General features: G+C 56.7%; 23 protein-coding genes and 3 tRNA genes. 25 read left to right on the top strand and 1 reads right to left on the bottom strand.

All coding sequences use genetic code 11. The features are described from left to right. Positions 1-476 precede the first annotated feature (476 nt). From sdhC to S7A_RS13520, 22 genes are all read left to right on the top strand, one after another. Positions 477-866, top strand: coding sequence for a succinate dehydrogenase cytochrome b556 subunit (sdhC, locus tag S7A_RS13620; RefSeq protein ID WP_009091418.1), 390 nt, complete (start codon positions 477-479; stop codon positions 864-866). Beyond that, on the top strand, positions 860-1207 hold the full coding sequence (gene sdhD / locus S7A_RS13615; protein ID WP_009091417.1) for a succinate dehydrogenase membrane anchor subunit: 348 nt from the start codon (positions 860-862) through the stop codon (positions 1205-1207). Before sdhC ends, sdhD begins: the two co-directional genes overlap by 7 nt. After that, a complete protein-coding gene (sdhA, locus tag S7A_RS13610; RefSeq protein WP_009091415.1) occupies positions 1208-2974 on the top strand; it encodes a succinate dehydrogenase flavoprotein subunit in 1767 nt (588 codons plus the stop codon). Positions 2975-2988: 14 nt separating this feature from the next. Continuing rightward, a complete protein-coding gene (locus S7A_RS13605; protein WP_009091413.1) occupies positions 2989-3705 on the top strand; it encodes a succinate dehydrogenase iron-sulfur subunit in 717 nt (238 codons plus the stop codon). 200 nt (positions 3706-3905) lie between these two features. Next, entirely contained in the window at positions 3906-6713 is a 2808-nt protein-coding gene (gene sucA, locus S7A_RS13600; RefSeq protein WP_009091412.1) for a 2-oxoglutarate dehydrogenase E1 component, read from the top strand. Between the two features lie 15 nt (positions 6714-6728). Continuing rightward, positions 6729-7952, top strand: coding sequence for a 2-oxoglutarate dehydrogenase complex dihydrolipoyllysine-residue succinyltransferase (gene odhB, locus S7A_RS13595; RefSeq protein ID WP_009091410.1), 1224 nt, complete (start codon positions 6729-6731; stop codon positions 7950-7952). A gap of 70 nt (positions 7953-8022) precedes the next feature. Continuing rightward, entirely contained in the window at positions 8023-9189 is a 1167-nt protein-coding gene (gene sucC, locus S7A_RS13590) for an ADP-forming succinate--CoA ligase subunit beta (RefSeq protein ID WP_009091408.1), read from the top strand. After that, the gene (gene sucD, locus S7A_RS13585; protein ID WP_009091407.1) at positions 9189-10064 is read left to right on the top strand and encodes a succinate--CoA ligase subunit alpha; all 876 of its coding nucleotides are present in this window, start codon (positions 9189-9191) and stop codon (positions 10062-10064) included. The genes sucC and sucD overlap by 1 nt, the downstream gene beginning before the upstream one ends. A 570-nt stretch (positions 10065-10634) precedes the next feature. Next, entirely contained in the window at positions 10635-12206 is a 1572-nt protein-coding gene (cydA, locus tag S7A_RS13580; protein WP_009091405.1) for a cytochrome ubiquinol oxidase subunit I, read from the top strand. Between the two features lie 11 nt (positions 12207-12217). Next, the gene (gene cydB, locus S7A_RS13575) at positions 12218-13357 is read left to right on the top strand and encodes a cytochrome d ubiquinol oxidase subunit II (protein WP_009091404.1); all 1140 of its coding nucleotides are present in this window, start codon (positions 12218-12220) and stop codon (positions 13355-13357) included. A gap of 15 nt (positions 13358-13372) precedes the next feature. Further along, entirely contained in the window at positions 13373-13477 is a 105-nt protein-coding gene (gene cydX, locus S7A_RS20885) for a cytochrome bd-I oxidase subunit CydX (RefSeq protein ID WP_009091402.1), read from the top strand. Continuing rightward, positions 13477-13770: a cyd operon protein YbgE gene (ybgE, locus tag S7A_RS13570; RefSeq protein WP_009091400.1), complete on the top strand. Its 294-nt coding sequence runs from the start codon at positions 13477-13479 to the stop codon at positions 13768-13770. The genes cydX and ybgE overlap by 1 nt, the downstream gene beginning before the upstream one ends. A gap of 177 nt (positions 13771-13947) precedes the next feature. Next, positions 13948-14352 (top strand): tol-pal system-associated acyl-CoA thioesterase, encoded by a 405-nt coding sequence (ybgC, locus tag S7A_RS13565; RefSeq protein ID WP_009091398.1) that lies wholly within the window; start codon positions 13948-13950, stop codon positions 14350-14352. Further along, entirely contained in the window at positions 14349-15035 is a 687-nt protein-coding gene (tolQ, locus tag S7A_RS13560; protein WP_009091396.1) for a Tol-Pal system protein TolQ, read from the top strand. Before ybgC ends, tolQ begins: the two co-directional genes overlap by 4 nt. Positions 15036-15048: 13 nt before the next feature. Next, on the top strand, positions 15049-15477 hold the full coding sequence (gene tolR, locus S7A_RS13555) for a colicin uptake protein TolR (RefSeq protein ID WP_009091394.1): 429 nt from the start codon (positions 15049-15051) through the stop codon (positions 15475-15477). Positions 15478-15504: 27 nt separating this feature from the next. Then, positions 15505-16845, top strand: a complete 1341-nt coding sequence (tolA, locus tag S7A_RS13550) for a cell envelope integrity protein TolA (protein ID WP_009091391.1) — start codon at positions 15505-15507, stop codon at positions 16843-16845. A 115-nt stretch (positions 16846-16960) separates the two neighbouring features. Then, a complete protein-coding gene (gene tolB, locus S7A_RS13545) occupies positions 16961-18256 on the top strand; it encodes a Tol-Pal system beta propeller repeat protein TolB (protein ID WP_009091389.1) in 1296 nt (431 codons plus the stop codon). 51 nt (positions 18257-18307) lie between these two features. Next, positions 18308-18835 (top strand): peptidoglycan-associated lipoprotein Pal, encoded by a 528-nt coding sequence (gene pal, locus S7A_RS13540; protein ID WP_009091388.1) that lies wholly within the window; start codon positions 18308-18310, stop codon positions 18833-18835. Positions 18836-18844: 9 nt separating this feature from the next. After that, positions 18845-19639: a cell division protein CpoB gene (cpoB, locus tag S7A_RS13535; RefSeq protein WP_009091386.1), complete on the top strand. Its 795-nt coding sequence runs from the start codon at positions 18845-18847 to the stop codon at positions 19637-19639. 164 nt (positions 19640-19803) lie between these two features. Further along, positions 19804-19879, top strand: a tRNA-Lys gene (locus tag S7A_RS13530). A gap of 67 nt (positions 19880-19946) precedes the next feature. Beyond that, positions 19947-20022, top strand: a tRNA-Lys gene (locus S7A_RS13525). Positions 20023-20068: 46 nt separating this feature from the next. Beyond that, a tRNA-Lys gene (locus S7A_RS13520) sits at positions 20069-20144 on the top strand. Positions 20145-20283: 139 nt separating this feature from the next. On the opposite strand, the gene S7A_RS13515 is transcribed toward S7A_RS13520, so the two are convergent. Continuing rightward, a complete protein-coding gene (locus S7A_RS13515; RefSeq protein WP_009091384.1) occupies positions 20284-21759 on the bottom strand; it encodes an AlkA N-terminal domain-containing protein in 1476 nt (491 codons plus the stop codon). Between the two features lie 158 nt (positions 21760-21917). On the opposite strand from S7A_RS13515, the gene S7A_RS13510 reads away from it, so the two are divergent. The 3 genes from S7A_RS13510 (at position 21918) to pnuC (ending at position 24411) form a co-directional block, all read left to right on the top strand. After that, the gene (locus tag S7A_RS13510) at positions 21918-22463 is read left to right on the top strand and encodes a methylated-DNA--[protein]-cysteine S-methyltransferase (RefSeq protein WP_009091382.1); all 546 of its coding nucleotides are present in this window, start codon (positions 21918-21920) and stop codon (positions 22461-22463) included. A gap of 127 nt (positions 22464-22590) precedes the next feature. Further along, complete coding sequence (nadA, locus tag S7A_RS13505; protein ID WP_009091379.1) at positions 22591-23652, top strand: quinolinate synthase NadA; 1062 nt, start codon at positions 22591-22593, stop codon at positions 23650-23652. Positions 23653-23676: 24 nt separating this feature from the next. After that, the gene (gene pnuC, locus S7A_RS13500; protein ID WP_009091378.1) at positions 23677-24411 is read left to right on the top strand and encodes a nicotinamide riboside transporter PnuC; all 735 of its coding nucleotides are present in this window, start codon (positions 23677-23679) and stop codon (positions 24409-24411) included. The last annotated feature ends 4 nt before the right edge of the window (positions 24412-24415 follow it).

The raw sequence follows: 24415 nt of genomic DNA, 5'->3' as shown, positions 1-24415 counted from the left end.
TGGACATGCTGCATATCGCGGTTGTTAAAGATCCGGTCAGGACATAACTTCTTGGTAACCAATAACCTGATGCTTTTTAATGCTCATTATCGCAATGTTACATAACTTGCGCTTAGGGGAAAGTGTATCCCCATAACTTTTGTGCATCATAGGAATTTACAGGCTTAGTTTGTAACTGAATTGTTGAACTATTGTCAAATCAGATAATTAAAATTGTATCAATTGTGAAAATCGTGAGTATGATCACTGTTCTACCTAAAATATACCAAAGAGTTTGTAGGGGAATTGTAATCAGAATGTGATCCTCCTATACTCCAGGCAGGTCTCCGGAACACCCTGACACCAGGAGCCACCCAGCGTTTACTACCGCGTCAATTAACACTGGATGTTGCTTGTTTGGTGACGGTTAAAGTCTGCCACGCGTTGTGATTAGACTCCGCCTCAGGTCCGGAGGAAGCAAAATAAAAAAGAGCTGTGTGGGCAAAACCGTGAAAAAACAAAGACCTGTCAACTTGGATCTCTCGACGATCCGGTTTCCCGTTACTGCAATATCATCCATTCTTCACCGCGTCTCCGGCGTAATCACCCTGGTTGCCATTGGCATCCTGCTGTGGCTACTCGGTCTCTCTCTCTCCTCTCCTGAAGGTTTCCAGCACGCTGCGTCCATTATGGATGGCTTCTTCGCGAAGTTCATCATGTGGGGCATCTTAACGGCGCTGGCCTATCACGCGGTGAGCGGGATTCGTCATATGTTGATGGATTTTGGTTATCTGGCTGAAACGCTGCAGGTCGGTAAGCGCTCAGCACATATAACTTTTGTGATCACTGTCGTGCTGGCAATTCTGGCGGGAGTCCTCGTATGGTAAGCAATGCATCCGCATTGGGTCGCAACGGCATTCAGGACTGGCTGCTGCTGCGCGCAACTGCAATTCTCATTACGCTCTACATCGTCTACATCCTCGGTTTCGTGGTGATGACAGACACGCTGACGTATGACCTGTGGCGTGGCTTCTTCGCCTCCGCCTTCACCAAAGTGTTCACGCTGCTGACGCTCTTCTCCATTCTGATCCACGGCTGGATCGGGATGTGGCAGGTGTTAACAGACTACGTTAAATCGCTGCCAACCCGTTTGTTGCTGCAGTTTGTGATTGTCGTGGCGCTGTTGTGGTATGCGATTTATGGCTTTGTTGTGGTGTGGGGTGTGTAAATGAGTTTGCCAATCAGAGAATTTGATGCCGTGGTGATCGGCGCAGGTGGCGCAGGAATGCGCGCCGCACTGCAAATCTCCCAGGGCGGCCAGAGCTGTGCCCTGTTATCCAAAGTTTTCCCGACCCGTTCCCACACGGTATCTGCGCAGGGCGGTATCACCGTTGCGCTGGGTAATACCCACGAAGATAACTGGGAATGGCATATGTATGACACCGTCAAAGGTTCCGACTATATCGGTGACCAGGACGCGATTGAATATATGTGCAAAACCGGCCCGGAAGCGATTCTGGAGCTGGAGCATATGGGCCTGCCATTCTCCCGTCTGGAAGATGGCCGCGTTTATCAGCGTCCGTTTGGTGGTCAGTCGAAAAACTTCGGCGGCGAGCAGGCGGCACGTACGGCGGCGGCCGCTGACCGTACCGGTCACGCCCTGCTGCATACGCTCTATCAGCAGAACCTGAAAAACAAAACCACCATCTTCTCGGAGTGGTACGCGCTGGATCTGGTGAAAAACGCCGATGGCGCGGTAGTGGGTTGTACCGCTATCTGCATCGAAACCGGCGAAACCGTCTACTTCAAAGCGAAGGCGACCATTCTGGCGACCGGCGGTGCAGGCCGTATCTACCAGTCCACCACCAACGCCCACATCAACACCGGTGACGGTGTCGGTATGGCGCTGCGCGCAGGCGTGCCGGTGCAGGATATGGAGATGTGGCAGTTCCACCCAACCGGCATCGCGGGTGCAGGTGTGCTGGTTACGGAAGGCTGCCGTGGTGAAGGTGGCTACCTGCTGAACAAACATGGCGAACGCTTCATGGAGCGTTATGCGCCAAACGCCAAAGACCTGGCGGGCCGCGACGTGGTTGCGCGCTCGATGATGATTGAAATCCGTGAAGGTCGCGGCTGTGACGGTCCGTGGGGCCCGCACATCAAACTGAAACTCGATCATCTGGGTAAAGAGGTACTGGAATCGCGTCTGCCGGGTATCCTGGAGCTGTCGCGCACCTTTGCTCACGCCGATCCGATCAAAGAGCCTATCCCGGTTATCCCGACCTGCCACTACATGATGGGCGGCATTCCGACCAAAGTAACCGGTCAGGCGCTGCGCGTGAACGAGCAGGGTGAAGACGTGGTGATTCCAGGCCTGTTCGCTGTCGGCGAAATCGCCTGTGTTTCGGTGCACGGAGCCAACCGTCTGGGTGGTAACTCCCTGCTGGACCTGGTGGTCTTTGGCCGCGCGGCGGGTCTGCATCTGCTGGAGAGCATCCAGGAGCAGGGCGACCTGCGTGATGCGACCGAAGATGAAATCGCCGTGGCGATGGAGCGTTTCAACCGCTGGGAAAACAACACCACCGGTGAAGACCCGGTTGAGATTCGCAAAGCGCTGCAACGCTGCATGCAGAACAACTTCTCGGTCTTCCGTGAAGGTGATGCGATGGCGCAGGGTCTGGAAGAGCTGAAAGAGATTCGCCAGCGCCTGAAGTCAGCGCGTCTGGATGACCGCTCACCCGATTTCAACACTCAGCGTATTGAGTGCCTGGAGCTGGATAACCTGATGGAGACGGCCTTTGCCACGGCGGTCGCGGCTAACTACCGCACCGAGAGCCGCGGTGCGCACAGTCGCTTCGACTTCCCGGATCGTGATGATGAAAACTGGCTGTGCCACAGTCTTTATGTCCCGGAAACCGAAAGCATGACGCGCCGTGAGGTGAACATGCAGCCGAAACTGCGCGCGGCCTTCCCGCCGAAAGTGCGCACCTACTAATTCCGGAGACGACGATGAGACTCGAGTTTTCAATTTATCGCTACAATCCAGACGTCGACGACAAACCGCGTATGCAGGATTACACGCTGGAATCGGAAGATGGTCGTGACATGATGCTGCTGGATGCGCTGATCCGCCTGAAAGAGAAAGATCCGACCCTGGCCTTCCGTCGCTCCTGCCGTGAAGGTGTCTGCGGCTCTGACGGCCTCAACATGAACGGTAAAAACGGTCTGGCCTGCATCACGCCGGTATCGGCACTGGGCAACGGAAAACAGAAAATTGTTATCCGTCCGCTGCCGGGCTTACCGGTCGTGCGTGACCTGGTAGTAGACATGAGCCAGTTTTATGCACAATATGAGAAAATTAAGCCTTTCCTGTTGAATAATGGGGAAAATCCGCCAGCACGTGAACATCTGCAGTCACCGGATGAGCGTGAACATCTGGATGGCCTGTACGAATGTATTCTCTGTGCCTGCTGCTCAACCTCCTGCCCGTCATTCTGGTGGAATCCGGAGAAGTTCATTGGTCCAGCCGGTCTGCTGGCCGCATACCGCTTCCTGATTGACAGCCGCGACACCGAAACCGAGTCGCGCCTCGACAATCTGAATGATGCTTTCAGCGTATTCCGCTGTCACAGCATTATGAACTGTGTGAGCGTATGCCCGAAAGGGCTCAACCCGACTCGCGCCATCGGCCATATCAAGTCGATGCTGCTGCAGCGCGGTGCATGATGTGTACTTGCCGGGAACCTCAGGTTCCCGGTGTTTTACGGAAGCCTCTGTAAGCGCGGTGATGACCACGTTTACAAAGGTTCCCTTACGGGCCACGCGCGCTGCGCAGAGTGCTCGTATCGCTGAACTCACTACGGCAAACCGCGAAAGCGGCAACAAATGAAACCTCAAAAAAGCATAGCAATGCTTAAGGGATCACAATGCAGAACAGCGCGATGAAACCCTGGCTGGACTCTTCCTGGCTGGCCGGCGCGAATCAGTCTTACATAGAGCAGCTCTATGAGGATTTCCTGACCGATCCTGACTCTGTCGATGCAGTGTGGCGCTCGATGTTCCAGCAGTTACCGGGCACCGGAATGAAACCTGAGCAGTTTCACTCCACCACACGTGAGTACTTCCGTCGCCTGGCGAAAGACGCATCTCGTTACACCTCATCTCTCTCCGATCCGGAAACCAACTCCAAGCAAGTGAAAGTGTTGCAGCTGATTAACGCGTTCCGTTTTCGCGGTCATCAGCACGCCAACCTCGATCCGCTTGGCCTGTGGAAACAGGACCGGGTGGCCGATCTTGATCCCGCTTTTCACGATCTGACCGAGGCCGATTTTCAGGAAAGCTTTAACGTCGGCTCTTTTGCCATCGGCAAAGAGACCATGAAGCTGGCCGATCTCTTCGAGGCGCTGACCCAGACTTACTGCGGCTCGATTGGTGCGGAATATATGCACATCAACAACACCGATGAGAAACGCTGGATCCAGCAGCGTCTTGAGTCCGTGGCGGGCCGTGCAGCGTTCAGCAACGAAGAGAAAAAAGGTTTCCTGAAAGAGCTGACCGCCGCAGAAGGGCTGGAGAAATATCTGGGAGCGAAATTCCCGGGTGCGAAACGCTTCTCGCTGGAAGGTGGCGACGCGCTGATTCCGATGCTGCGCGAAATGATCCGTCATGCCGGAAAGAGCGGAACCCGTGAAGTGGTGCTGGGTATGGCGCACCGCGGCCGTCTCAACGTGCTGATCAACGTGCTGGGTAAAAAGCCGCAGGATCTGTTCGACGAGTTCGCCGGTAAACACAAAGAGCATCTGGGCACCGGTGACGTGAAGTACCACATGGGCTTCTCTTCTGACGTGGAAACGGAAGGCGGCCTGGTGCATCTGGCGCTGGCGTTTAACCCGTCACATCTGGAGATCGTCAGCCCGGTGGTGATGGGGTCGGTTCGCGCCCGTCTTGATCGTCTCGATGAGCCAGCCAGCAATAAAGTTTTACCGATCACCATTCACGGTGATGCGGCCGTCATTGGTCAGGGCGTGGTTCAGGAAACCCTGAACATGTCTCAGGCGCGCGGTTATGAAGTGGGTGGCACGGTTCGCATCGTGATCAACAACCAGGTGGGCTTTACCACCTCTAACCCGAAAGATGCGCGCTCTACGCCATACTGCACCGACATCGGCAAAATGGTGCTGGCGCCGATCTTCCACGTCAACGCTGACGACCCGGAAGCGGTGGCCTTTGTTACCCGTCTGGCACTCGATTACCGCAACACCTTTAAGCGTGATGTGTTTATCGATCTGGTCTGCTATCGCCGTCATGGTCACAACGAGGCGGATGAGCCAAGCGCGACCCAGCCGCTGATGTACCAGAAAATCAAAAAACACCCGACGCCACGCAAAATCTACGCTGACCGGCTGGAAGGTGAAGCCGTTGCCACGCAGGAAGATGCGACCGAGATGGTCAATCTTTACCGTGACGCGCTGGATGCGGGCGAATGTGTGGTGCCGGAATGGCGTCCGATGAGCCTGCACTCCTTTACCTGGTCACCTTACCTGAACCATGAGTGGGATGAGCCTTATCCGGCGCAGGTTGAGCTGAAACGTCTGAAGGAGCTGGCGCTGCGTATCAGCCAGGTGCCTGAAGAGGTGGAAGTTCAGTCGCGTGTCGCCAAGATCTACAACGACCGTCGCCTGATGGCCGAAGGTGAAAAAGCCTTCGACTGGGGCGGAGCAGAGAACCTGGCCTACGCCACACTGGTCGATGAAGGCATTCCGGTACGCCTGTCGGGCGAAGATACCGGTCGCGGCACCTTCTTCCACCGTCACGCTGTCATTCATAACCAGGCGAACGGCTCTACCTACACCCCGCTGCACCATGTGCACAGTGGTCAGGGCCAGTTTAAAGTCTGGGACTCCGTGCTGTCCGAAGAGGCGGTGCTGGCCTTTGAATATGGCTACGCGACGGCTGAACCCCGCATCCTGACCATCTGGGAAGCGCAGTTTGGTGACTTCGCCAACGGCGCACAGGTGGTTATCGATCAGTTCATCAGCTCCGGTGAGCAGAAATGGGGCCGCATGTGTGGTCTGGTGATGCTGCTGCCGCACGGCTATGAAGGTCAGGGGCCGGAGCACTCCTCTGCGCGTCTGGAGCGTTATCTGCAACTCTGCGCTGAGCAGAACATGCAGGTCTGCGTGCCTTCAACCCCGGCGCAGGTTTACCACATGCTGCGTCGTCAGGCGCTGCGCGGTATGCGTCGTCCGCTGATTGTGATGTCACCGAAATCACTGCTGCGTCATCCGCTGGCGATCTCAACGCTGGATGAACTGGCAAACGGCAGTTTCCAGCCGGCGATTGGTGAAATTGACGATCTCGATCCGCAGGGCGTGAAACGCGTCGTGCTCTGTTCCGGTAAAGTCTATTACGACCTGCTGGAGCAGCGTCGTAAAAACGAGCAGACCGATGTGGCCATCGTGCGCATCGAGCAGCTCTATCCTTTCCCGCATCAGGCGGTACAGGAAGCATTAAAAGCGTATTCTCACGTGCAGGATTTTGTCTGGTGTCAGGAAGAGCCACTGAATCAGGGCGCCTGGTATTGCAGCCAGCATCACTTCCGTGAAGTTGTGCCGTTTGGCGCGACCTTACGTTATGCAGGCCGCCCGGCATCCGCCTCACCGGCCGTGGGTTACATGTCCGTACACCAACAACAGCAGCAAGACCTGGTTAATGACGCGCTGAACGTTAATTAATTAAAAGGAAAGATAATGAGTAGCGTAGATATTCTCGTTCCCGACCTGCCTGAATCGGTTGCCGATGCCTCAGTGGCAACCTGGCACAAAAAACCAGGCGATGCCGTCACTCGCGATGAAGTGCTGGTTGAAATCGAAACCGACAAAGTGGTGCTGGAAGTGCCTGCGGCGGCTGACGGTATCCTGGAAGCCGTGCTGGAAGAAGAGGGCGCCACCGTCACTTCACGCCAGATCCTGGGCCGCCTGAAAGAGGGCAACAGCGCCGGTAAAGAGACCAGCGCGAAGTCTGAAAGCAAAGAGTCGACTCCGGCTCAGCGTCAGACCGCGTCGCTGGAAGAAGAGAGCAACGATGCGCTCAGCCCGGCTATCCGCCGTCTGATTGCTGAGCACAACCTGGATGCCTCGCAGATCAAAGGCAGCGGTGTGGGCGGACGTCTGACCCGTGAAGATGTTGAAAAACATCTTGCCAGCAAGCCACAGGATACCAAAGCTGCCGCACCGGCCGCTGAAGCCGCTGCCGCGCCGCAGCCGATCGCGAATCGCAGCGAAAAACGCGTGCCGATGACCCGTCTGCGTAAGCGTGTTGCTGAGCGTCTGCTGGAAGCGAAAAACAGCACTGCGATGCTGACCACCTTCAACGAAATCAACATGAAGCCCATCATGGATCTGCGCAAGCAGTATGGTGAGGCTTTTGAGAAGCGTCACGGTGTGCGTCTGGGCTTCATGTCCTTCTACCTGAAAGCGGTGGTTGAAGCGCTGAAACGCTATCCGGAAGTGAACGCCTCTATCGATGGCGAAGATGTGGTTTACCACAACTACTTCGACGTCAGCATTGCGGTCTCCACGCCGCGCGGTCTGGTGACGCCAGTGCTGCGTGACGTCGATGCGCTGAGCATGGCGGACATCGAGAAGAAAATTAAAGAGCTGGCCGTGAAAGGCCGTGACGGTAAGCTGACGGTTGAGGATCTGACCGGCGGTAACTTTACCATCACCAACGGCGGCGTCTTTGGTTCACTCATGTCTACGCCGATCATCAACCCACCGCAGAGCGCCATTCTGGGCATGCACGCTATCAAAGATCGCCCGATGGCGGTCAATGGTCAGGTTGTGGTGCTGCCAATGATGTATCTGGCGCTCTCCTACGACCACCGCCTGATCGATGGCCGTGAATCTGTGGGTTATCTGGTTGCAGTGAAAGAGATGCTGGAAGATCCAGCACGTCTGCTGCTGGATGTCTGATTTTCACCGGGCGCACCTTCGCGTGCGCCCAACCTCATTACTCTTTTCAGACCTGAATGGATAGAACATCATGAACTTACACGAATACCAGGCGAAACAGCTGTTTGCACGGTATGGCATGCCGGCACCAACGGGTTACGCCTGTACTACACCACGTGAAGCGGAAGAAGCAGCCTCTAAAATTGGCGCAGGCCCGTGGGTAGTTAAATGTCAGGTTCATGCCGGTGGCCGCGGTAAAGCGGGCGGTGTGAAAGTGGTTAACAGCAAAGAAGATATCCGTGCTTTTGCTGAAAACTGGCTGGGCAAACGCCTGGTGACCTATCAGACAGATGCGAACGGCCAGCCGGTTAACCAGATTCTGGTTGAAGCCGCGACCGACATCGACCAGGAACTCTACCTGGGTGCGGTGGTGGATCGTGCTACCCGTCGTGTGATTTTCATGGCCTCAACCGAAGGCGGCGTGGAAATCGAAAAAGTAGCGGAAGAGACCCCGCATCTGATCCACAAAATGGCGCTGGATCCGCTGACCGGTCCGCAGCCGTACCAGGGCCGCGAGCTGGCATTCAAACTCGGCCTAACCGGTAAGCTGGTCGGCCAGTTCACCAAGATCTTTATGGGTCTGGCGACACTGTTCCTGGAGCGCGATCTGGCGATGGTTGAGATCAACCCGCTGGTGATCACCAAGCAGGGCGACCTGATCTGCCTGGATGGCAAACTGGGTGCCGATGGCAATGCCCTGTTCCGCCAGCCAGAGCTGCGCGAAATGCGCGATCCAAGCCAGGAAGATCCCCGTGAAGCGCACGCGACACAGTGGGAACTGAACTATGTTGCGCTGGAAGGCAACATCGGCTGTATGGTTAACGGCGCAGGTCTGGCGATGGGCACCATGGACATCGTTAAGCACCACGGCGGCCAGCCAGCAAACTTCCTTGATGTCGGCGGCGGCGCAACCAAAGAGCGCGTAACCGAAGCCTTCAAAATCATCCTCTCTGACGATGCGGTGAAAGCCGTCTTCGTTAACATCTTCGGCGGTATCGTACGCTGTGACCTGATTGCCGACGGCATCATCGGCGCAGTCGCTGAAGTGGGTGTGAACGTGCCAGTGGTGGTACGTCTGGAAGGTAACAACGCCGAGCTGGGCGCCCAGAAACTGGCGGACAGCGGTCTGAACATCATTGCAGCAACCAGCCTGACAGACGCCGCACAGCGTGTTGTTGCTGCCGCGGAGGGTAAATAATGTCCATTCTGATCGACAAAAACACCAAAGTCATTTGCCAGGGTTTCACCGGTGGCCAGGGGACTTTCCATTCTGAACAGGCGCTGGCCTACGGTACCCAACTGGTTGGCGGCGTCACGCCAGGCAAAGGCGGCACGACTCACCTCGGCCTGCCGGTGTTCAACACCGTGCGTGAAGCGGTAGAAGCGACCGGCGCAACGGCAACCGTGATCTACGTTCCGGCACCGTTCTGCAAAGATGGCATCCTGGAAGCGATTGAAGCGGGCATCAAACTGATCATCACCATCACCGAAGGTATTCCGACGCTGGATATGCTGACCGTGAAGGTGAAGCTGGATGAAGCGGGCGTGCGGATGATCGGTCCAAACTGCCCGGGTGTCATCACCCCAGGCGAATGCAAAATCGGCATCATGCCGGGCCACATTCACCAGCCGGGCCGCGTGGGTATCGTCTCACGTTCTGGTACGCTGACCTATGAAGCGGTTAAGCAGACCACCGATATCGGTTACGGCCAGTCGACCTGTGTGGGTATCGGCGGCGACCCGATCCCGGGCTCTAACTTCATCGACATCCTCAAACTGTTCCAGGATGACCCGCAGACGGAAGCGATCGTGATGATCGGCGAGATCGGCGGCAGCGCAGAAGAAGAAGCGGCAGCCTTCATCAAAGAGCACGTGACCAAGCCTGTCGTGGGTTACATCGCGGGTGTGACGGCGCCTAAAGGCAAACGTATGGGCCATGCGGGCGCCATCATTGCCGGTGGTAAAGGCACCGCTGATGAGAAGTTTGCGGCGCTGGAAGCGGCAGGCGTGAAGACCGTTCGCAGTCTGGCGGACATCGGTGACGCCGTGAAAGCAGTATTACCGGCTAAATAAGCCAGCGTCATCTGAGACTCAGCCACCTTCGGGTGGCTTTTTTTTGCGATTAACCCGGAGGAGAGGGCCGTCAGCGGGAAGGGAAACAGGCTGCATGATAGCGTCGTCCGGGCGCCTGCCAGGTTAATAAATAATGGCAAACGTGATCTATTTTCTCACTCCTGATTTAAGCAATGACATCTTATTAACAAGAATCCTACCTGACCATATCTGGAAACTTATTGCGTTATTCCAGATCAATTAATCGCGATTTATATCCAACTATTTCTCTGGCAAAGCGCAACGCTAAGGGCGTAAATTGCGCTGCATCAATCCAGCCTTTTACACACATTTTCAAACGTCTGCTCAACCCGGGATGACACCCGCTTTTCTCCTGTTAAAGCACGCGTTAATGAAAGCGCGGATTGACAATTCAGAGCTGCTGCATGCGTGACTGACCTGTCCCGGCAGCTTACAGGCCGGGTCTGCGGGTAATAAAAAAACTGGAATCAATAAACAGTCGTTCCTGACCCCGATTACGTTCGCGATTCGCGCGTGTAATCGAGAGAAAGCGAGGAGCAAGGAGTCCTTATGTTAGATATCGTCGAGCTGTCGCGATTACAGTTTGCCTTAACGGCGATGTACCATTTTCTGTTCGTCCCTTTAACGCTGGGAATGGCGTTTCTGCTGGCGATTATGGAAACGGTCTATGTGCTGAGCGGCAAACAGATTTATAAAGATATGACGAAGTTCTGGGGCAAGTTATTTGGTATTAACTTTGCGCTGGGTGTGGCCACCGGACTGACGATGGAATTTCAGTTCGGCACTAACTGGTCCTATTACTCTCACTACGTCGGCGATATCTTCGGTGCGCCGCTCGCCATTGAAGGTCTGATGGCGTTCTTCCTGGAATCGACCTTTGTCGGCCTGTTCTTCTTTGGCTGGGATCGGCTGGGCAAAGTGCAGCACATGGCGGTCACCTGGCTGGTGGCGCTGGGATCGAACATGTCGGCGCTCTGGATTCTGGTCGCTAACGGCTGGATGCAGAACCCGATCGCCTCTGAATTTAACTTCGAAACCATGCGTATGGAGATGGTCAGCTTCTCGCAGCTGGTGCTGAACCCGGTCGCTCAGGTCAAATTCGTGCACACCGTGGCGGCGGGTTATACCACCGGTGCGATGTTTATTCTCGGCATCAGCGCGTGGTACATGCTGAAAGGGCGTGATCTCGCCTTTGCAAAACGCTCGTTCGCCATTGCCGCCAGTTTTGGTATGGCGGCGGTGCTGTCAGTGATCCTGCTGGGCGATGAGTCCGGCTATGAAATGGGTGACGTGCAGAAAACCAAACTCGCCGCGATTGAAGCCGAGTGGGAGACCCAGCCGGCACCGGCTTCATTTACGCTGTTTGGCCTGCCGGATCAGGCGACTCAGGAGAACCGCTATGCGATTCAGATCCCCTGGCTGCTGGGCCTGATCGCCACCCGATCCACCGATACGCCCGTCACCGGCCTGAAAGATCTGATGGCACAGCATGAGGTGCGCATCCGCAACGGCATGAAGGCCTACACCCTGCTGAATGAGCTGCGCAGCGGCAGCCAGGATCCGGCAGTACGTGACGCCTTTAACAGTCACAAACAGGATCTCGGCTACGGTCTGCTGCTGGAACGCTATACCGACAACGTGGCGGATGCGACGGACGCGCAGATCAGGCAGGCGACGCAGGATTCTATCCCGCGTGTGGCACCACTTTACTTCGCGTTTCGCATCATGGTGCTGTGCGGCGTGCTGCTGCTGGCCATCATCACGCTTTCCTTCTGGAGCGTGATACGCAATCGCATCGGTAAGAACCGCGGGTTGCTGAAAGCGGCACTGCTTGGGATTCCGCTGCCGTGGATTGCGGTGGAATCAGGCTGGTTTGTCGCGGAGTATGGCCGTCAGCCCTGGGCCATCGGTGAAATTCTGCCGACGGCGGTGGCTAACTCCTCCCTGACCACAGGCGATCTGCTGTTCTCAATGATTCTGATCTGTGGCCTCTATACCCTGTTCCTGGTGGCTGAAATGTACCTGATGTTCAAATTCGCCCGCCTCGGGCCGAGCAGTCTGAAAACCGGGCGTTATCACCACGAGCAGATCACGGCAACCCCTCAGCCGGTACAGGGATAAGGAGAGCGACCATGTTTGATTACGAAGTTCTGCGCTTTGTCTGGTGGCTGTTGATTGGCGTGCTGCTGATCGGCTTTGCCGTCGCCGATGGTTTCGATATGGGCGTCGGTATGCTGACACGCATTCTGGGACGCTCCGATACCGAACGTCGCATCATGATTAACACCATCGCCCCGCACTGGGACGGCAACCAGGTCTGGCTGATCACCGCCGGAGGGGCGCTGTTTGCCGCCTGGCCGATGGTCTACGCGGCCGCCTTTTCGGGCTTCTATGTGGCGATGATCCTCGTGCTTGCGTCGCTCTTCTTCCGTCCGGTCGGTTTCGACTACCGCTCAAAGATTGAAGACAACCGCTGGCGCGGTGCCTGGGACTGGGGCATTTTCATTGGCAGTTTTGTCCCGCCGCTGGTGATTGGCGTGGCGTTTGGCAACCTGTTACAGGGCGTGCCGTTCCATGCCGACGAGTATCTGCGTCTGTTCTACACCGGTAACTTCTTCCAGCTGCTGAATCCATTTGGTCTGCTGGCGGGAGTGGTCAGTGTGGCGATGATTCTGGCGCAGGGTGCGACCTATCTGCAGATGCGCACCACCGGTGAACTGCATCTGCGTTCACGCACCGCCGCCCAGCTTGCCGCGCTGGTGATGATGGTCTGCTTCATCCTGGCGGGTGTCTGGGTGAAATATGGCATTGATGGCTATGTGGTGACCAGCCCTCTGGATCACTTCGCCGCCTCCAACCCGCTGGGTAAAACCGTGGTGCGCGAAGCGGGAGCCTGGCTTGTGAATTTCCAGCAGCATCCTGTGCTGTGGCTATTCCCGCTGCTGGGTGTGCTTCTGCCGCTGCTGACCATCTTCTGCTCACGGGTGGAAAAGGGGGCCTGGGCGTTCCTGTTCTCCTCGCTGACGCTGGCCTGCGTCATCATGACGGCGGGTATTGCGATGTTCCCGTTCATCATGCCGTCCAGCACCGTGCCGGGCACCAGCCTGATGATGTGGGACGCCACGTCCAGCCTGCTGACGCTGCAAACCATGACCATTGCCGCCGTTATCTTTGTGCCGATCATTCTCGCCTACACCACCTGGTGCTACTGGAAGATGTTTGGTCGTATCACCAAAGAGCATATTGAAAGCAACAGTCACTCACTCTACTGATTAAGGAGATGTCGCATGTGGTATTTTGCCTGGATTCTCGGCACTCTGCTGGCCTGTGCCTTTGGTATCATCACCGCGCTGGCGATTGAGCACATTGAAGCGCAGGATGAGTCTCACTGATGCGAACGCTGATTCGGATGCTGTATGATCTGATGGATAAGGGCCCGTTACGGGCCCTCTCTCTGCTGCTGGCACTGCTGACGGCGGGCGGGGTGATGTGGGATCCTGCGCGCTTTGCCAATCAGGCAGGGGAGTTGCCTGCGCTGCAGGCGCTGGTGCTGATCTGGGCGGTCTGCTGCGGGGTGATCCACGGTGTGGGTTTCCGGCCACGAAAAACCCGATGGCAGGCGCTGTTTACGCCGTTACCCGCCGTGCTGGTGTTAATGATTGCCCTTTACCGTTTTTACGTTTAGCCCCCGCCTTACCGGCGCTGTCAGTGAATATTTGTCAGCGTACGGTCAATAAATCTCCCTGAAATCGTTCCGTTTGTTACGGAGCGATAATTATTTTCGCCTGGCTCTGGCGACCCATTCCCAACCCCAATTCTCTTGCGTATAGTAGCATCGTTTAAAACGAGGCCGGGATGTAGAGTGAGTACAACGCTGTTTCGCTGGCCGGTTCGGGTCTACTACGAAGACACTGATGCCGGTGGTGTGGTTTATCACGCCAGCTATATCGCTTTTTATGAACGAGCACGTACCGAGATGTTGCGACAGCACCATTTCAATCAGCAGACGCTGTTAGAGCAGCAGGTCGCTTTTGTGGTACGACGTATGACGGTGGACTACCTGTCGGCGGCGCGTCTTGATGACCTTCTGGAGATCCAGAGTGAAGTGACATCAATGACACGGGCCACGATGACGTTCACGCAGCGTATCGTGAATACTGAAGGCAAAGTGCTCAATGAGGCAGAAGTCCTGATTGCCTGCATTAACCCACATCTGATGAAGCCGATTGCGCTTCCCAAGTCTATTGTCGCGGAGTTCAAGCAGTGACTGACATGAACATTCTTGATTTGTTCCTGAAGGCGAGCCTTCTGGTCAAACTTATCATGTTGATTTTGATCGGCTTTTCTATTGCCTCCTGGGCCATCATTATTCAGCGCACACGTATTCTGAATGCGGCCGGAAGAGAAGCGGAGGCGTTTGAAGACAAGTTCTGGTCGGGTATCGAACTTTCGCGTCTCTACCAGGAGAGTCAGGAGCGTCGGGACGAACTGGCCGGTTCTGAGCAGATTTTCTACGCCGGCTTTAAAGAGTTTGCCCGTCTGCATCGCGCCAATAATCATGCGCCGGAAGCGGTCATTGATGGCGCCAGCCGTGCGATGCGCATCTCGCTGAACCGCGAGCTGGAAACGCTGGAAAACCACATTCCTTTCCTCGGCACCGTCGGTTCTATCAGCCCCTACATCGGGCTGTTCGGCACCGTCTGGGGGATCATGCACGCCTTTATCGCGCTGGGCGCGGTGAAGCAGGCGACGCTGCAGATGGTGGCGCCAGGTATTGCTGAAGCACTGATTGCGACCGCGATCGGTCTGTTTGCCGCGATTCCGGCGGTGATGGCGTACAACCGCCTGAACCAGCGCGTCAACAAACTGGAGCAGGGCTACGACAACTTTATGGAAGAGTTCACGGCCATCCTGCATCGCCAGGCTTTCTCCAGCGATAACGCTAAGTAAACAGAGGTTAATGATGGCCAGAGTACGTGGTCGCAAACACCGCGACCTGAAGTCGGAAATCAATATCGTTCCGCTGCTGGACGTCCTGCTGGTGCTGTTGCTGATCTTCATGGCAACCGCACCCATTATTACCCAGAGCGTGGAAGTGGATCTGCCGGATGCGACCGACTCTAAAACCGTTTCCAGCGACGACAATCCGCCGGTGATTGTTGAGGTGGCGGGCGTGGGTCAGTACAGCCTGGTGGTGGATCACGATCGCATGGATCAGCTTCCGCCCGAGCAGGTGATCAGCGAAGCGCAGCGTCGACTGGAAGCGAATCCTAAGACGGTCTTTTTGATCGGGGGCGCGAAAGAGGTGCCTTACGATGAAATTATTAAAGCGCTCAACCTGCTGCACCAGGCGGGTGTTAAATCTGTCGGTTTGATGACGCAGCCGATTTAAAATCGAACCGTTTTTTGGGAACCGAGTGTGTCGAAGGCAACCGAGCAAAACGAGAAGTTAAAGCGCGCGATAATCATTTCGGTGATTCTGCATATCGTGCTGATCGCGCTGCTGGTATGGAGCTCGTTTAATGAGCATGTTGACCCCAGCAGTGCGGGTGGCGGCGGCAGTGATATCGATGCGGTGATGGTCGATCCCGGCGCCGTCGTCAGCCAGTATAACCGTCAGCAGAACCAGCAGAGCGACAGCCAGCGTGCTGAGCAGCAGCGTAAAAAGCAGGCGCAGCAGCAGGCTGAAGAGCTGCAGGAGAAGCAGGCCGCCGAACAGCAGCGTCTGAAAGCGCTGGAAAAAGAGCGCTTAGCTGCGCAGGAAGCGGCAAAAGAAGAGGCTAAACAGCAGGCTGAGCAGCAGAAAGCGGCCGAACAGGCCGCTAAACAGGCGGCTGAGCAGCAGAAAACCGCTGAAGCGGCAGCCGCAAAAGCGAAGGCTGAAGCTAAAGCGCAGGCGGATGCCCAGGCGAAAGCCGCGGCTGAGCAGGCGAAACAGGCTGCTGCCGAAGCAAAGAAGCAGGCTGATCAGCAGGCGAAAGCCGCTGCGGCGGCGGCGGCAAAAGAGAAAGCCGTCGCCGAAGCGAAGGCAAAGTCTGACGCGGAGGCCAAAGCGGCAGCGGAAGCTAAAGTGAAAGCGGCCGCCGAGGCCAAAGCGAAAGCGGCTGAAGAGGCGAAAGAGAAAGCCGCAGAAGCCAAAGAAAAAGCCGCAGAGGCAGCGAAAGAGAAAGCGGCGGAAGCCGCAAAAGCCAAAGCGGAAGCCGCGAAAGAGGCGGCTAAAGAAGCGGCGAAAGAGAAAGCGGAAGCCGCGGCCAAAGCGAAAGCCGATGCGGCAGCGAAAGCCAAAGCGGACGCGGCTGCCAAAGCGAAAGCCGATGCCGCCGCGAAGGCCAAAGCCGACGCGAAAGCGAAAGCCGCCGCCGATGCGGCCAACGACAGCGATGTCGACGATCTGCTGGGTGGACTGGCTTCCGGTAAAAATGCACCGAAAAGCGGGGCCGCTGGCGGCGGCGCAGCAGGGCAGGGAAATCAGAAGAAAGCGGGTGCGTCAGGCGCGGAAATCAACTCCTACATGGGGCAGGTGGTCAGTGCGATTCAAAGCCGCTTCTATGATGCCGATCTGTATCGCGGAAAAACCTGTGATTTGCGGATTAAACTTGCGCCGGATGGCCTGTTGATTGATGTTAAGTCAGAAGGTGGGGACCCCGCGCTCTGTCAGGCCGCGATTACCGCCGCCCGACAGGCACGTATTCCGAAGCCGCCTTCCCAGGCGGTCTACGAAGTGTTTAAGAACGCCCCTATGCGTTTTAAACCGCAATAATGCAGTAACGGGCGGCAAGTTGATCTATGTTTAGCTTGCCGTACTTAAGTTCTACTCGTGGTTTCCAGGAACAGTGCCAATTATCGTGGACTGAGGTTCAGATAAGGGAGATAAAATGAAGCAAGCTCTTCGCGTTACGTTAGGCTTTTTTATCCTGCTGTGGGCAGCCATGCTGCATGCAGAAGTTCGAATTGAGATTACCCAGGGTGTCAACACTGCTCGCCCGATTGGCGTTGTGCCATTTAAATGGACGGGTGCAGGTGCCGCGCCGGAAGATATCGGCGGCATCGTGGCCGCTGACCTGCGCAACAGCGGCAAATTTAATCCGCTGGATCGCTCACGTCTGCCTCAGCAGCCTGGCAGCGCACAGGAAGTTCAGCCTTCTGCCTGGAGCGCCCTGGGCATCGACGCGGTTGTGGTCGGTCAGGTCGCCGCTAACCCGGATGGCAGCTATCAGGTTTCTTACCAGCTGGTCGATACCGGTGGTGCACCGGGAACCGTGCTGGCGCAGAACACCTATAAAGTCACCAAACAGTGGCTGCGTTATGCCGGTCACACCGCCAGTGATGAAACCTTCGAGAAGCTGACCGGCATCAAGGGCGCTTTCCGTACCCGTATCGCCTATGTCGTGCAGACCAACGGCGGCCAGTTCCCGTATGAGCTGCGCGTAGCGGATTACGATGGTTACAACCAGTTTGTGGTTCATCGTTCACCACAGCCTCTGATGTCGCCAGCCTGGTCTCCGGATGGCAGCAAAGTGGCTTACGTGACCTTTGAAAGCGGCAAGTCTGCGCTGGTGGTTCAGACGCTGTCGAACGGGGCTATCCGTCAGGTCGCCTCGTACCCGCGTCACAATGGTGCCCCGGCGTTCTCACCGGATGGCTCTAAGCTGGCTTTCGCGCTCTCTAAAACCGGCAGCCTGAACCTCTATGTGATGGATCTGGCTTCAGGTCAGACGCGTCAGGTCACCGATGGCCGTTATAACAGTACAGAACCAACCTGGTTCCCGGACAGCCAGACGCTGGCTTATACCTCGGATCAGGCGGGTGCACCTCAGATTTATAAAGTAGGCATTAATGGCGGCGCGCCACAACGTATTACCTGGGAAGGCGGTCAGAACCAGGATGCGGATGTTGCAACCGATGGCAAATCCATGGTGATGATCAGCACCAGCGGTGGATCACAGCACGTCGCCAAACAGGATCTGGAAACGGGAGCCGTTCAAACGTTAACGGACACGTTCCTGGATGAAACGCCGAGCCTGGCACCAAACGGCACAATGGTAATCTATAGCTCTACTCAGGGGATGGGTTCCGTGCTGCAGTTGGTTTCAACCGACGGCCGTTTCAAAGCGCGTCTTCCGGCAACCGATGGACAGGTCAAATTTCCTGCCTGGTCGCCGTATCTGTAATGTCTGATCGATCAGACATCGCAAACAATAAACAATAATGGGATTTTTGAAATGCAACTGAACAAAATGCTGAAGGGTTTGATGCTGGCTCTGCCGGTTCTGGCAGTAGCGGCTTGTAGCTCACACAAAAACAACAACAATGACCAGACTGGCATGGGCGCTGATGGCGCTTACGGTGCAAACTCTGGCATGAACGGCAACGGCGGCAACATGTCTTCTGACGAGCAGGCGCGTCTGCAGATGCAGCAGCTGCAGCAGAACAACATCGTGTACTTCGGTCTGGACAAGTATGACGTTCAGTCTGATTACGCACAGATGCTGGATCAGCACGCTTCCTTCCTGCGCAGCAACCCATCCTACAAAGTGACCATCGAAGGTCACGCGGATGAGCGCGGTACGCCGGAATACAACATCGCCCTGGGCGAACGTCGTGCTAACGCGGTTAAAATGTACCTGCAGGGCAAAGGCGTGTCAGCTGATCAGATGTCTATCGTTTCTTACGGTAAAGAGAAGCCAGCCGTTCTGGGTCATGACGAAGCAGCGTATGCTAAAAACCGTCGTGCCGTACTGGTCTACTAAGAGAATCACATGGTTAGTAACTTCAGACGTCATCTGTTGAGTCTGTCGTTACTGATTGGCGTAGCGGCCCCCTGGGCCGCTAATGCCCAAGCGTCAATCAGTAGCGTTGGCTCCGGCTCGGTCGAAGACCGTGTCACCACTCTCGAACGAATCTCTAATGCCCAGGCGCAGCTGATGCAGCAATTGCAGCAGCAGATGAGCGACAATCAGCGTGATATCGACGCGCTGCGTGGGCAAATCCAGCAAAATACGTATCAGTTGAATCAGGTGGTTGAGCGCCAGAAGCAGCTCTACCAGCAGATCGACAGCCTGAGCAGCGCCAGCAGCAGCGGCGGCCAGCAGGCGGCGGGCGGCGATGCCGCAGCCGATACCGGTGCAGCAGCCAGCACAGGCGCAGCGGCATCAACGGAGAGCGCACCTGCGCAGACCGGTGACGCCAACAGCGATTACAATGCGGCTGTGGCGCTGATTCTGGAAAAGAAACAGTATGATCAGGCGATCAGTGCGCTTCAGGCGTGGGTAAAGCGTTATCCCGATTCGACCTATCAGCCCAACGCCAACTACTGGCTGGGGCAGCTGAACTACAACAAAGGCAAAAAGGACGACGCGGCTTATTATTACGCCACGGTGGTGAAAAACTATCCGAAGTCGCCGAAAGCCGCAGAGGCGTTGCTGAAGGTGGGTGTGATCATGCAGGAGAAGAAAGACACGGCGAAAGCCAAAGCGGTCTTCCAGCAGGTGATCAAACTTTATCCTGATAGCGAATCTGCAAAACAGGCGCAAAAACGTCTGTCAGGTCTGTAATCGGTACGGTTCAGGCCAGATATCGTGTGATTTCTGGTCTTGCCGTATGAAAGGTAAGCAACTGAAGCATTTAGCAGAAATAAGAGTTGCGCTACCCCGCTAAATCAGTAATATATGCCGCCGTTGCCGGGACACAATGCAAAGTGTCTGGCAAGCCTGAAGATGGGTCGTTAGCTCAGTTGGTAGAGCAGTTGACTTTTAATCAATTGGTCGCAGGTTCGAATCCTGCACGACCCACCATCTTCTCTCAGTCGCGCATCAGTGCGACGCGCGAAGAAGAGTTCAGGATTGCTTCACAACCTAAGATGGGTCGTTAGCTCAGTTGGTAGAGCAGTTGACTTTTAATCAATTGGTCGCAGGTTCGAATCCTGCACGACCCACCATCTTACTTCAGCCGCCTGGCGAGCTGAACGGTTGTAAGCCCCCAGCGGGTCGTTAGCTCAGTTGGTAGAGCAGTTGACTTTTAATCAATTGGTCGCAGGTTCGAATCCTGCACGACCCACCAATTAAGAAAAAAGCGCCCTCAGGGCGCTTTTTTCGTTTCCAGGGCATGGACTTTACGGTGCGGGACGCTTTCCTTCTCTGAACGCGCTACTGGCGCGGGCTGCTTCTGCATGATGAGGAGAGCAGGCCTGAATCCGCCGTTACGCCTTTTTCTTCGCTTTCGCCACTGCCAGGCTCTCCCAGATATGCATCACCGCATAGCTGCGCCAGGGACGCCAGGATTGCGAGCGTGCTTCTGCTTCCCTGGATGACATGCCGCCCAGGTTATTCCGGATGGCGATATCCTCTTTGGGAAAGGCATCCGGCCAGCGCAGGGCACGCATCGCGATGTAGTGGGCGGTCCAGGGACCGATGCCAGGCAGGCTGATCAGCTTTTTGATCACCTCGTCAGGCGGCTGAGCGGCACTGAGGCGCAGATCCCCGCTGGCGCAGGCTTCAGCGAAGGCGATGATGGCGCGTGAGCGCGCGGCGCTGACAATGCCCATCGGCGCAACCTCGTCGACCGTCAGGCCAGCGATACGTGCCGGCGGCGCGGCGTAGCGGGTCAGGTCGGCAAACGGCGTTTCACAGGGCTCGCCAAAGGCGGCGGCAAAGCGGCTGCTGACGGTGGTGGCGGCTTTGACCGTCACCTGCTGGCCGATGATCGCGCGCACGCCTAGCTCAAAGGCGTCAAAAGCCCCCGGAACACGCAGGCCCGGGTGGGCGATCAGGCTGGGCGCCAGCAGCGGATCCTGTGACAGACAGGCGGCGATACGCTGCGGCTGAGCATCAAGATCGAACAGGTCGCGCAGGCGGCGCAGCAGCAGAGGCAGAACCGGCGTCAGCGAGGTGGAGAGCGTCACCTGCAGCGCATTCTTCTGCGGCAGATGCGCGACACTGACCCAGCCCCGATAGCGGCCCATCGCCACCGTGCGTCGCCAGGTGCCATCCTCCACCGCTTCGACCTCTTTCATCAGGTGAGTCTGTAAAAACCAGAGCATCGCTGCCCAGTCGTAGGGCGGGCGATAGGCGAGCCGCAGCGTCACGCGGTCACCGGGCTGCGTCCGCCCGTCACCCGCCTCGTTCCGGCGCAGGGCGCCTGGCGTCATGCGATAGCGCGCCTGAAACACATCATTAAAGCGGCGCAGGCTGCCAAAGCCGCTGGCGTAGGCGATCTCCGTAATCGGCAGTTGCGTCTCCGTCAGCAGCTGCTTCGCCAGCAGCATCCGTCGCGTCTGCCTCAGCTCAAGCGGTGAGACCCCCAGCTCCTGCTGCACGATACGCCGCAGCTGACGCAGGCTTAAACCGAACTCAGTGGCTATCGCCTCCAGCCCTTCGCGCTCCTCCAGCATTCCCTCTTCGATGCGCTGAATCAGCCGTTCCGCCACGCGGTGCGGCTGATCCACCGGCGCATTGCCCGGTGCCAGTTCAGGCCGGCAGCGCAGGCAGGGACGAAAGCGCGCTTTTTCGGCGGCTTCGGCGCTGCTGAAAAAGAGGCAGTTCTTCTGCATCGGCGCTTTGACCGGGCAGATCGGACGACAATAGATACCGGTTGAGGTCACCCCAACAAAGAATACGCCGTCAAAACGGGTATCACGGGAGGTCAGCGCCTGATAGGCAATGTCGGGATTAAGCATGGTATTTCTCCGGTAAATATGCGGAGCCTACACCGGTGGTTCCCGGCAGACTGGCTGTTTTCGGACAACACATCAGTTTATCGCCATGACCGAAAACAGCCAGTCAGGCTGAGGAAAAGTGCGATAATGCGTGTCGAAACCGTGACGGGAGAATCACCATGTATTACTTCAAATTGACTGTTACCCCGGTGGGCGAACTGAAACTGGTGGCCAGCGAGCGCGGCCTGGCGGGTATTTTGTGGGAGAACGACGATCCTCATCGCACCCGCTTTTTACCGCAGACGCGCGATGATGACCATCCCATTCTGGTCGAAACGGCACGTCAGCTCGGCGAGTACTTTGCCGGTGCGCGACGCGGCTTTGAACTGCCGCTCGATTTTGCCGGCACTGACTTTCAGAAAAAAGTCTGGCAGGCACTGGTGGCGATCCCGTTTGGTGAAACGCGCAGCTACAGCCAGATTGCCCGCGAGATCGGGCATCCGCTGGCGGTGCGTGCGGTCGGCGCGGCCAACGGTCGCAATCCGCTTTCGATTGTCGCGCCGTGTCACCGGGTGATAGGGGCCAACGGCAAGCTGACCGGGTTTGCCGGCGGGCTGACGGTTAAAGCGTTTCTGCTGGCGCTGGAAACATCACAACCCCTGCCGCAGCCGGGCGAACAAGGCACACAGGGTCGGGCTGGCGGTGCGGTCATGCAGGCCGATTAAAAAATCACACGACACAGTCGGGCTTTTCCGCTATCGTGTTTAGCATATAAAACACGATGGCGGATTCAACGCCATATTTCGCCTATTATGGCGATTTTCGTTAATTAGATAAAACGAGAGCTGTGTCATGAGTGTGATGTTCGATCCTGAAAGCACCGTTTACCCCTTTCCCCCTAAACCCGCCCGCCTGAGTGACGACGAGAAGGCGTTTTATCGTGAGAAAATCAAAACCCTGCTGAAGGCGCGAAATGCCGTGATGGTCGCGCACTACTACACCGACCCGGAAATTCAGGCGCTGGCCGAAGAGACCGGCGGCTGTATCTCCGACTCACTGGAGATGGCCCGTTTCGGCAGCAACCATCCGGCGACCACGCTGCTGGTGGCGGGCGTACGCTTTATGGGGGAGACCGCCAAAATCCTCAGCCCTGAGAAAACCGTCCTGATGCCGACACTGCAGGCGGAGTGCTCGCTGGATCTGGGCTGTCCGATTGAGGAGTTCAACGCCTTCTGCGACGCCCATCCCGATCGCACCGTGGTGGTCTACGCCAACACCTCGGCGGCGGTAAAAGCGCGCGCTGACTGGGTCGTCACCTCCAGCATTGCGGTTGAGCTGATTGAGCACCTCGACAGCCTGGGCGAGAAAATTATCTGGGCACCGGATCGTCACCTCGGTCGCTACGTCACCCAGAAATCGGGCGCCGATGTGCTGTGCTGGCAGGGCGCCTGCATTGTCCATGATGAGTTCAAGACTCAGGCGCTGCAGCGCATGAAAGCGCTCTATCCCGACGCGGCGGTGCTGGTTCATCCCGAGTCGCCGCAGGCGATTGTGGATCTGGCCGATGCGGTGGGTTCGACCAGCCAGCTGATTCAGGCCGCCAAATCCCTGCCGCATCCGCAGATGATTGTGGCGACCGATCGCGGCATCTTCTACAAAATGCAGCAGGCGGTGCCGGACAAAGAGCTGCTGGAAGCGCCGACAGCCGGGGAGGGCGCCACCTGCCGCAGCTGCGCGCACTGTCCGTGGATGGCGATGAACGGTCTCAAAGCCATCGCAGACGCGCTGGAGACGGGCGGCGCGGAACATGAGATTCAGGTGGACGAGACGCTGCGAGAGGCGGCGTTACTGCCCCTGAATCGCATGCTATCCTTTGCAGCGGAACTTAAACTCAACGTGAAGGGAAACGCCTAGCCGTTTTCCTGACAGGTGCTCTGCATGGACTTTTTCAGCACGCATAATATTCTGGTTCACATTCCTCTGGGTGCAGGCGGCTACGATCTCTCATGGATTGAGGCTATCGGCACCCTGGCGGGCTTACTCTGTATCTGGTTTGCCAGCCTGGAAAAAATCATCAACTACCCCTTTGGCCTGATTAACGTCACGCTGTTTGCGGTGATCTTCTTTCAGATTCAGCTCTACGCCAGCCTGCTGCTGCAGCTCTTCTTTTTTGCCGCCAATATTTACGGCTGGTACGCCTGGAGCCGGCAGACCAGCGATCACCAGGCGGCGCTGAAGATTCGCTGGCTGCCGCTGCCGAAAGCGATCGCCTGGGCGGTGAGCTGCGTCGTCGCGATTGCGCTGATGACGCTCTACATTGACCCTGTGTTTGCCATGCTGACCCGCGCGGCGGTGACGCTGATGAACGCGATTGGCCTGTCAGTGGCGATGCCGGCATTGCAGCCGGATGCCTTCCCGTTCTGGGACGCCTGCATGATGGTGCTGTCGATTGCGGCGATGATCCTGATGACGCGCAAGTATGTTGAGAACTGGCTGCTGTGGGTGATCATTAACGTCATCAGCGTCATGATTTTTGCCCGTCAGGGGGTTTATGCGATGTCGCTGGAGTATGTGATTCTGACGCTGATTGCGCTTAATGGCTCACGCATGTGGATCCGCAGTGCCCGGGAGCAGGGGGCACGGGCACTGTCGGCGCAGCAGACAGGCCAGTAAGGGG

Origin of the sequence: Pantoea sp. Sc1, from assembly GCF_000255315.1 — a bacterium.
GTDB classification, from domain to species: Bacteria; Pseudomonadota; Gammaproteobacteria; order Enterobacterales; family Enterobacteriaceae; genus Pantoea; species Pantoea anthophila.
Note: the sequence above shows the minus strand (reverse complement) of the source record. Positions and strands in the feature narration are given on the sequence as shown.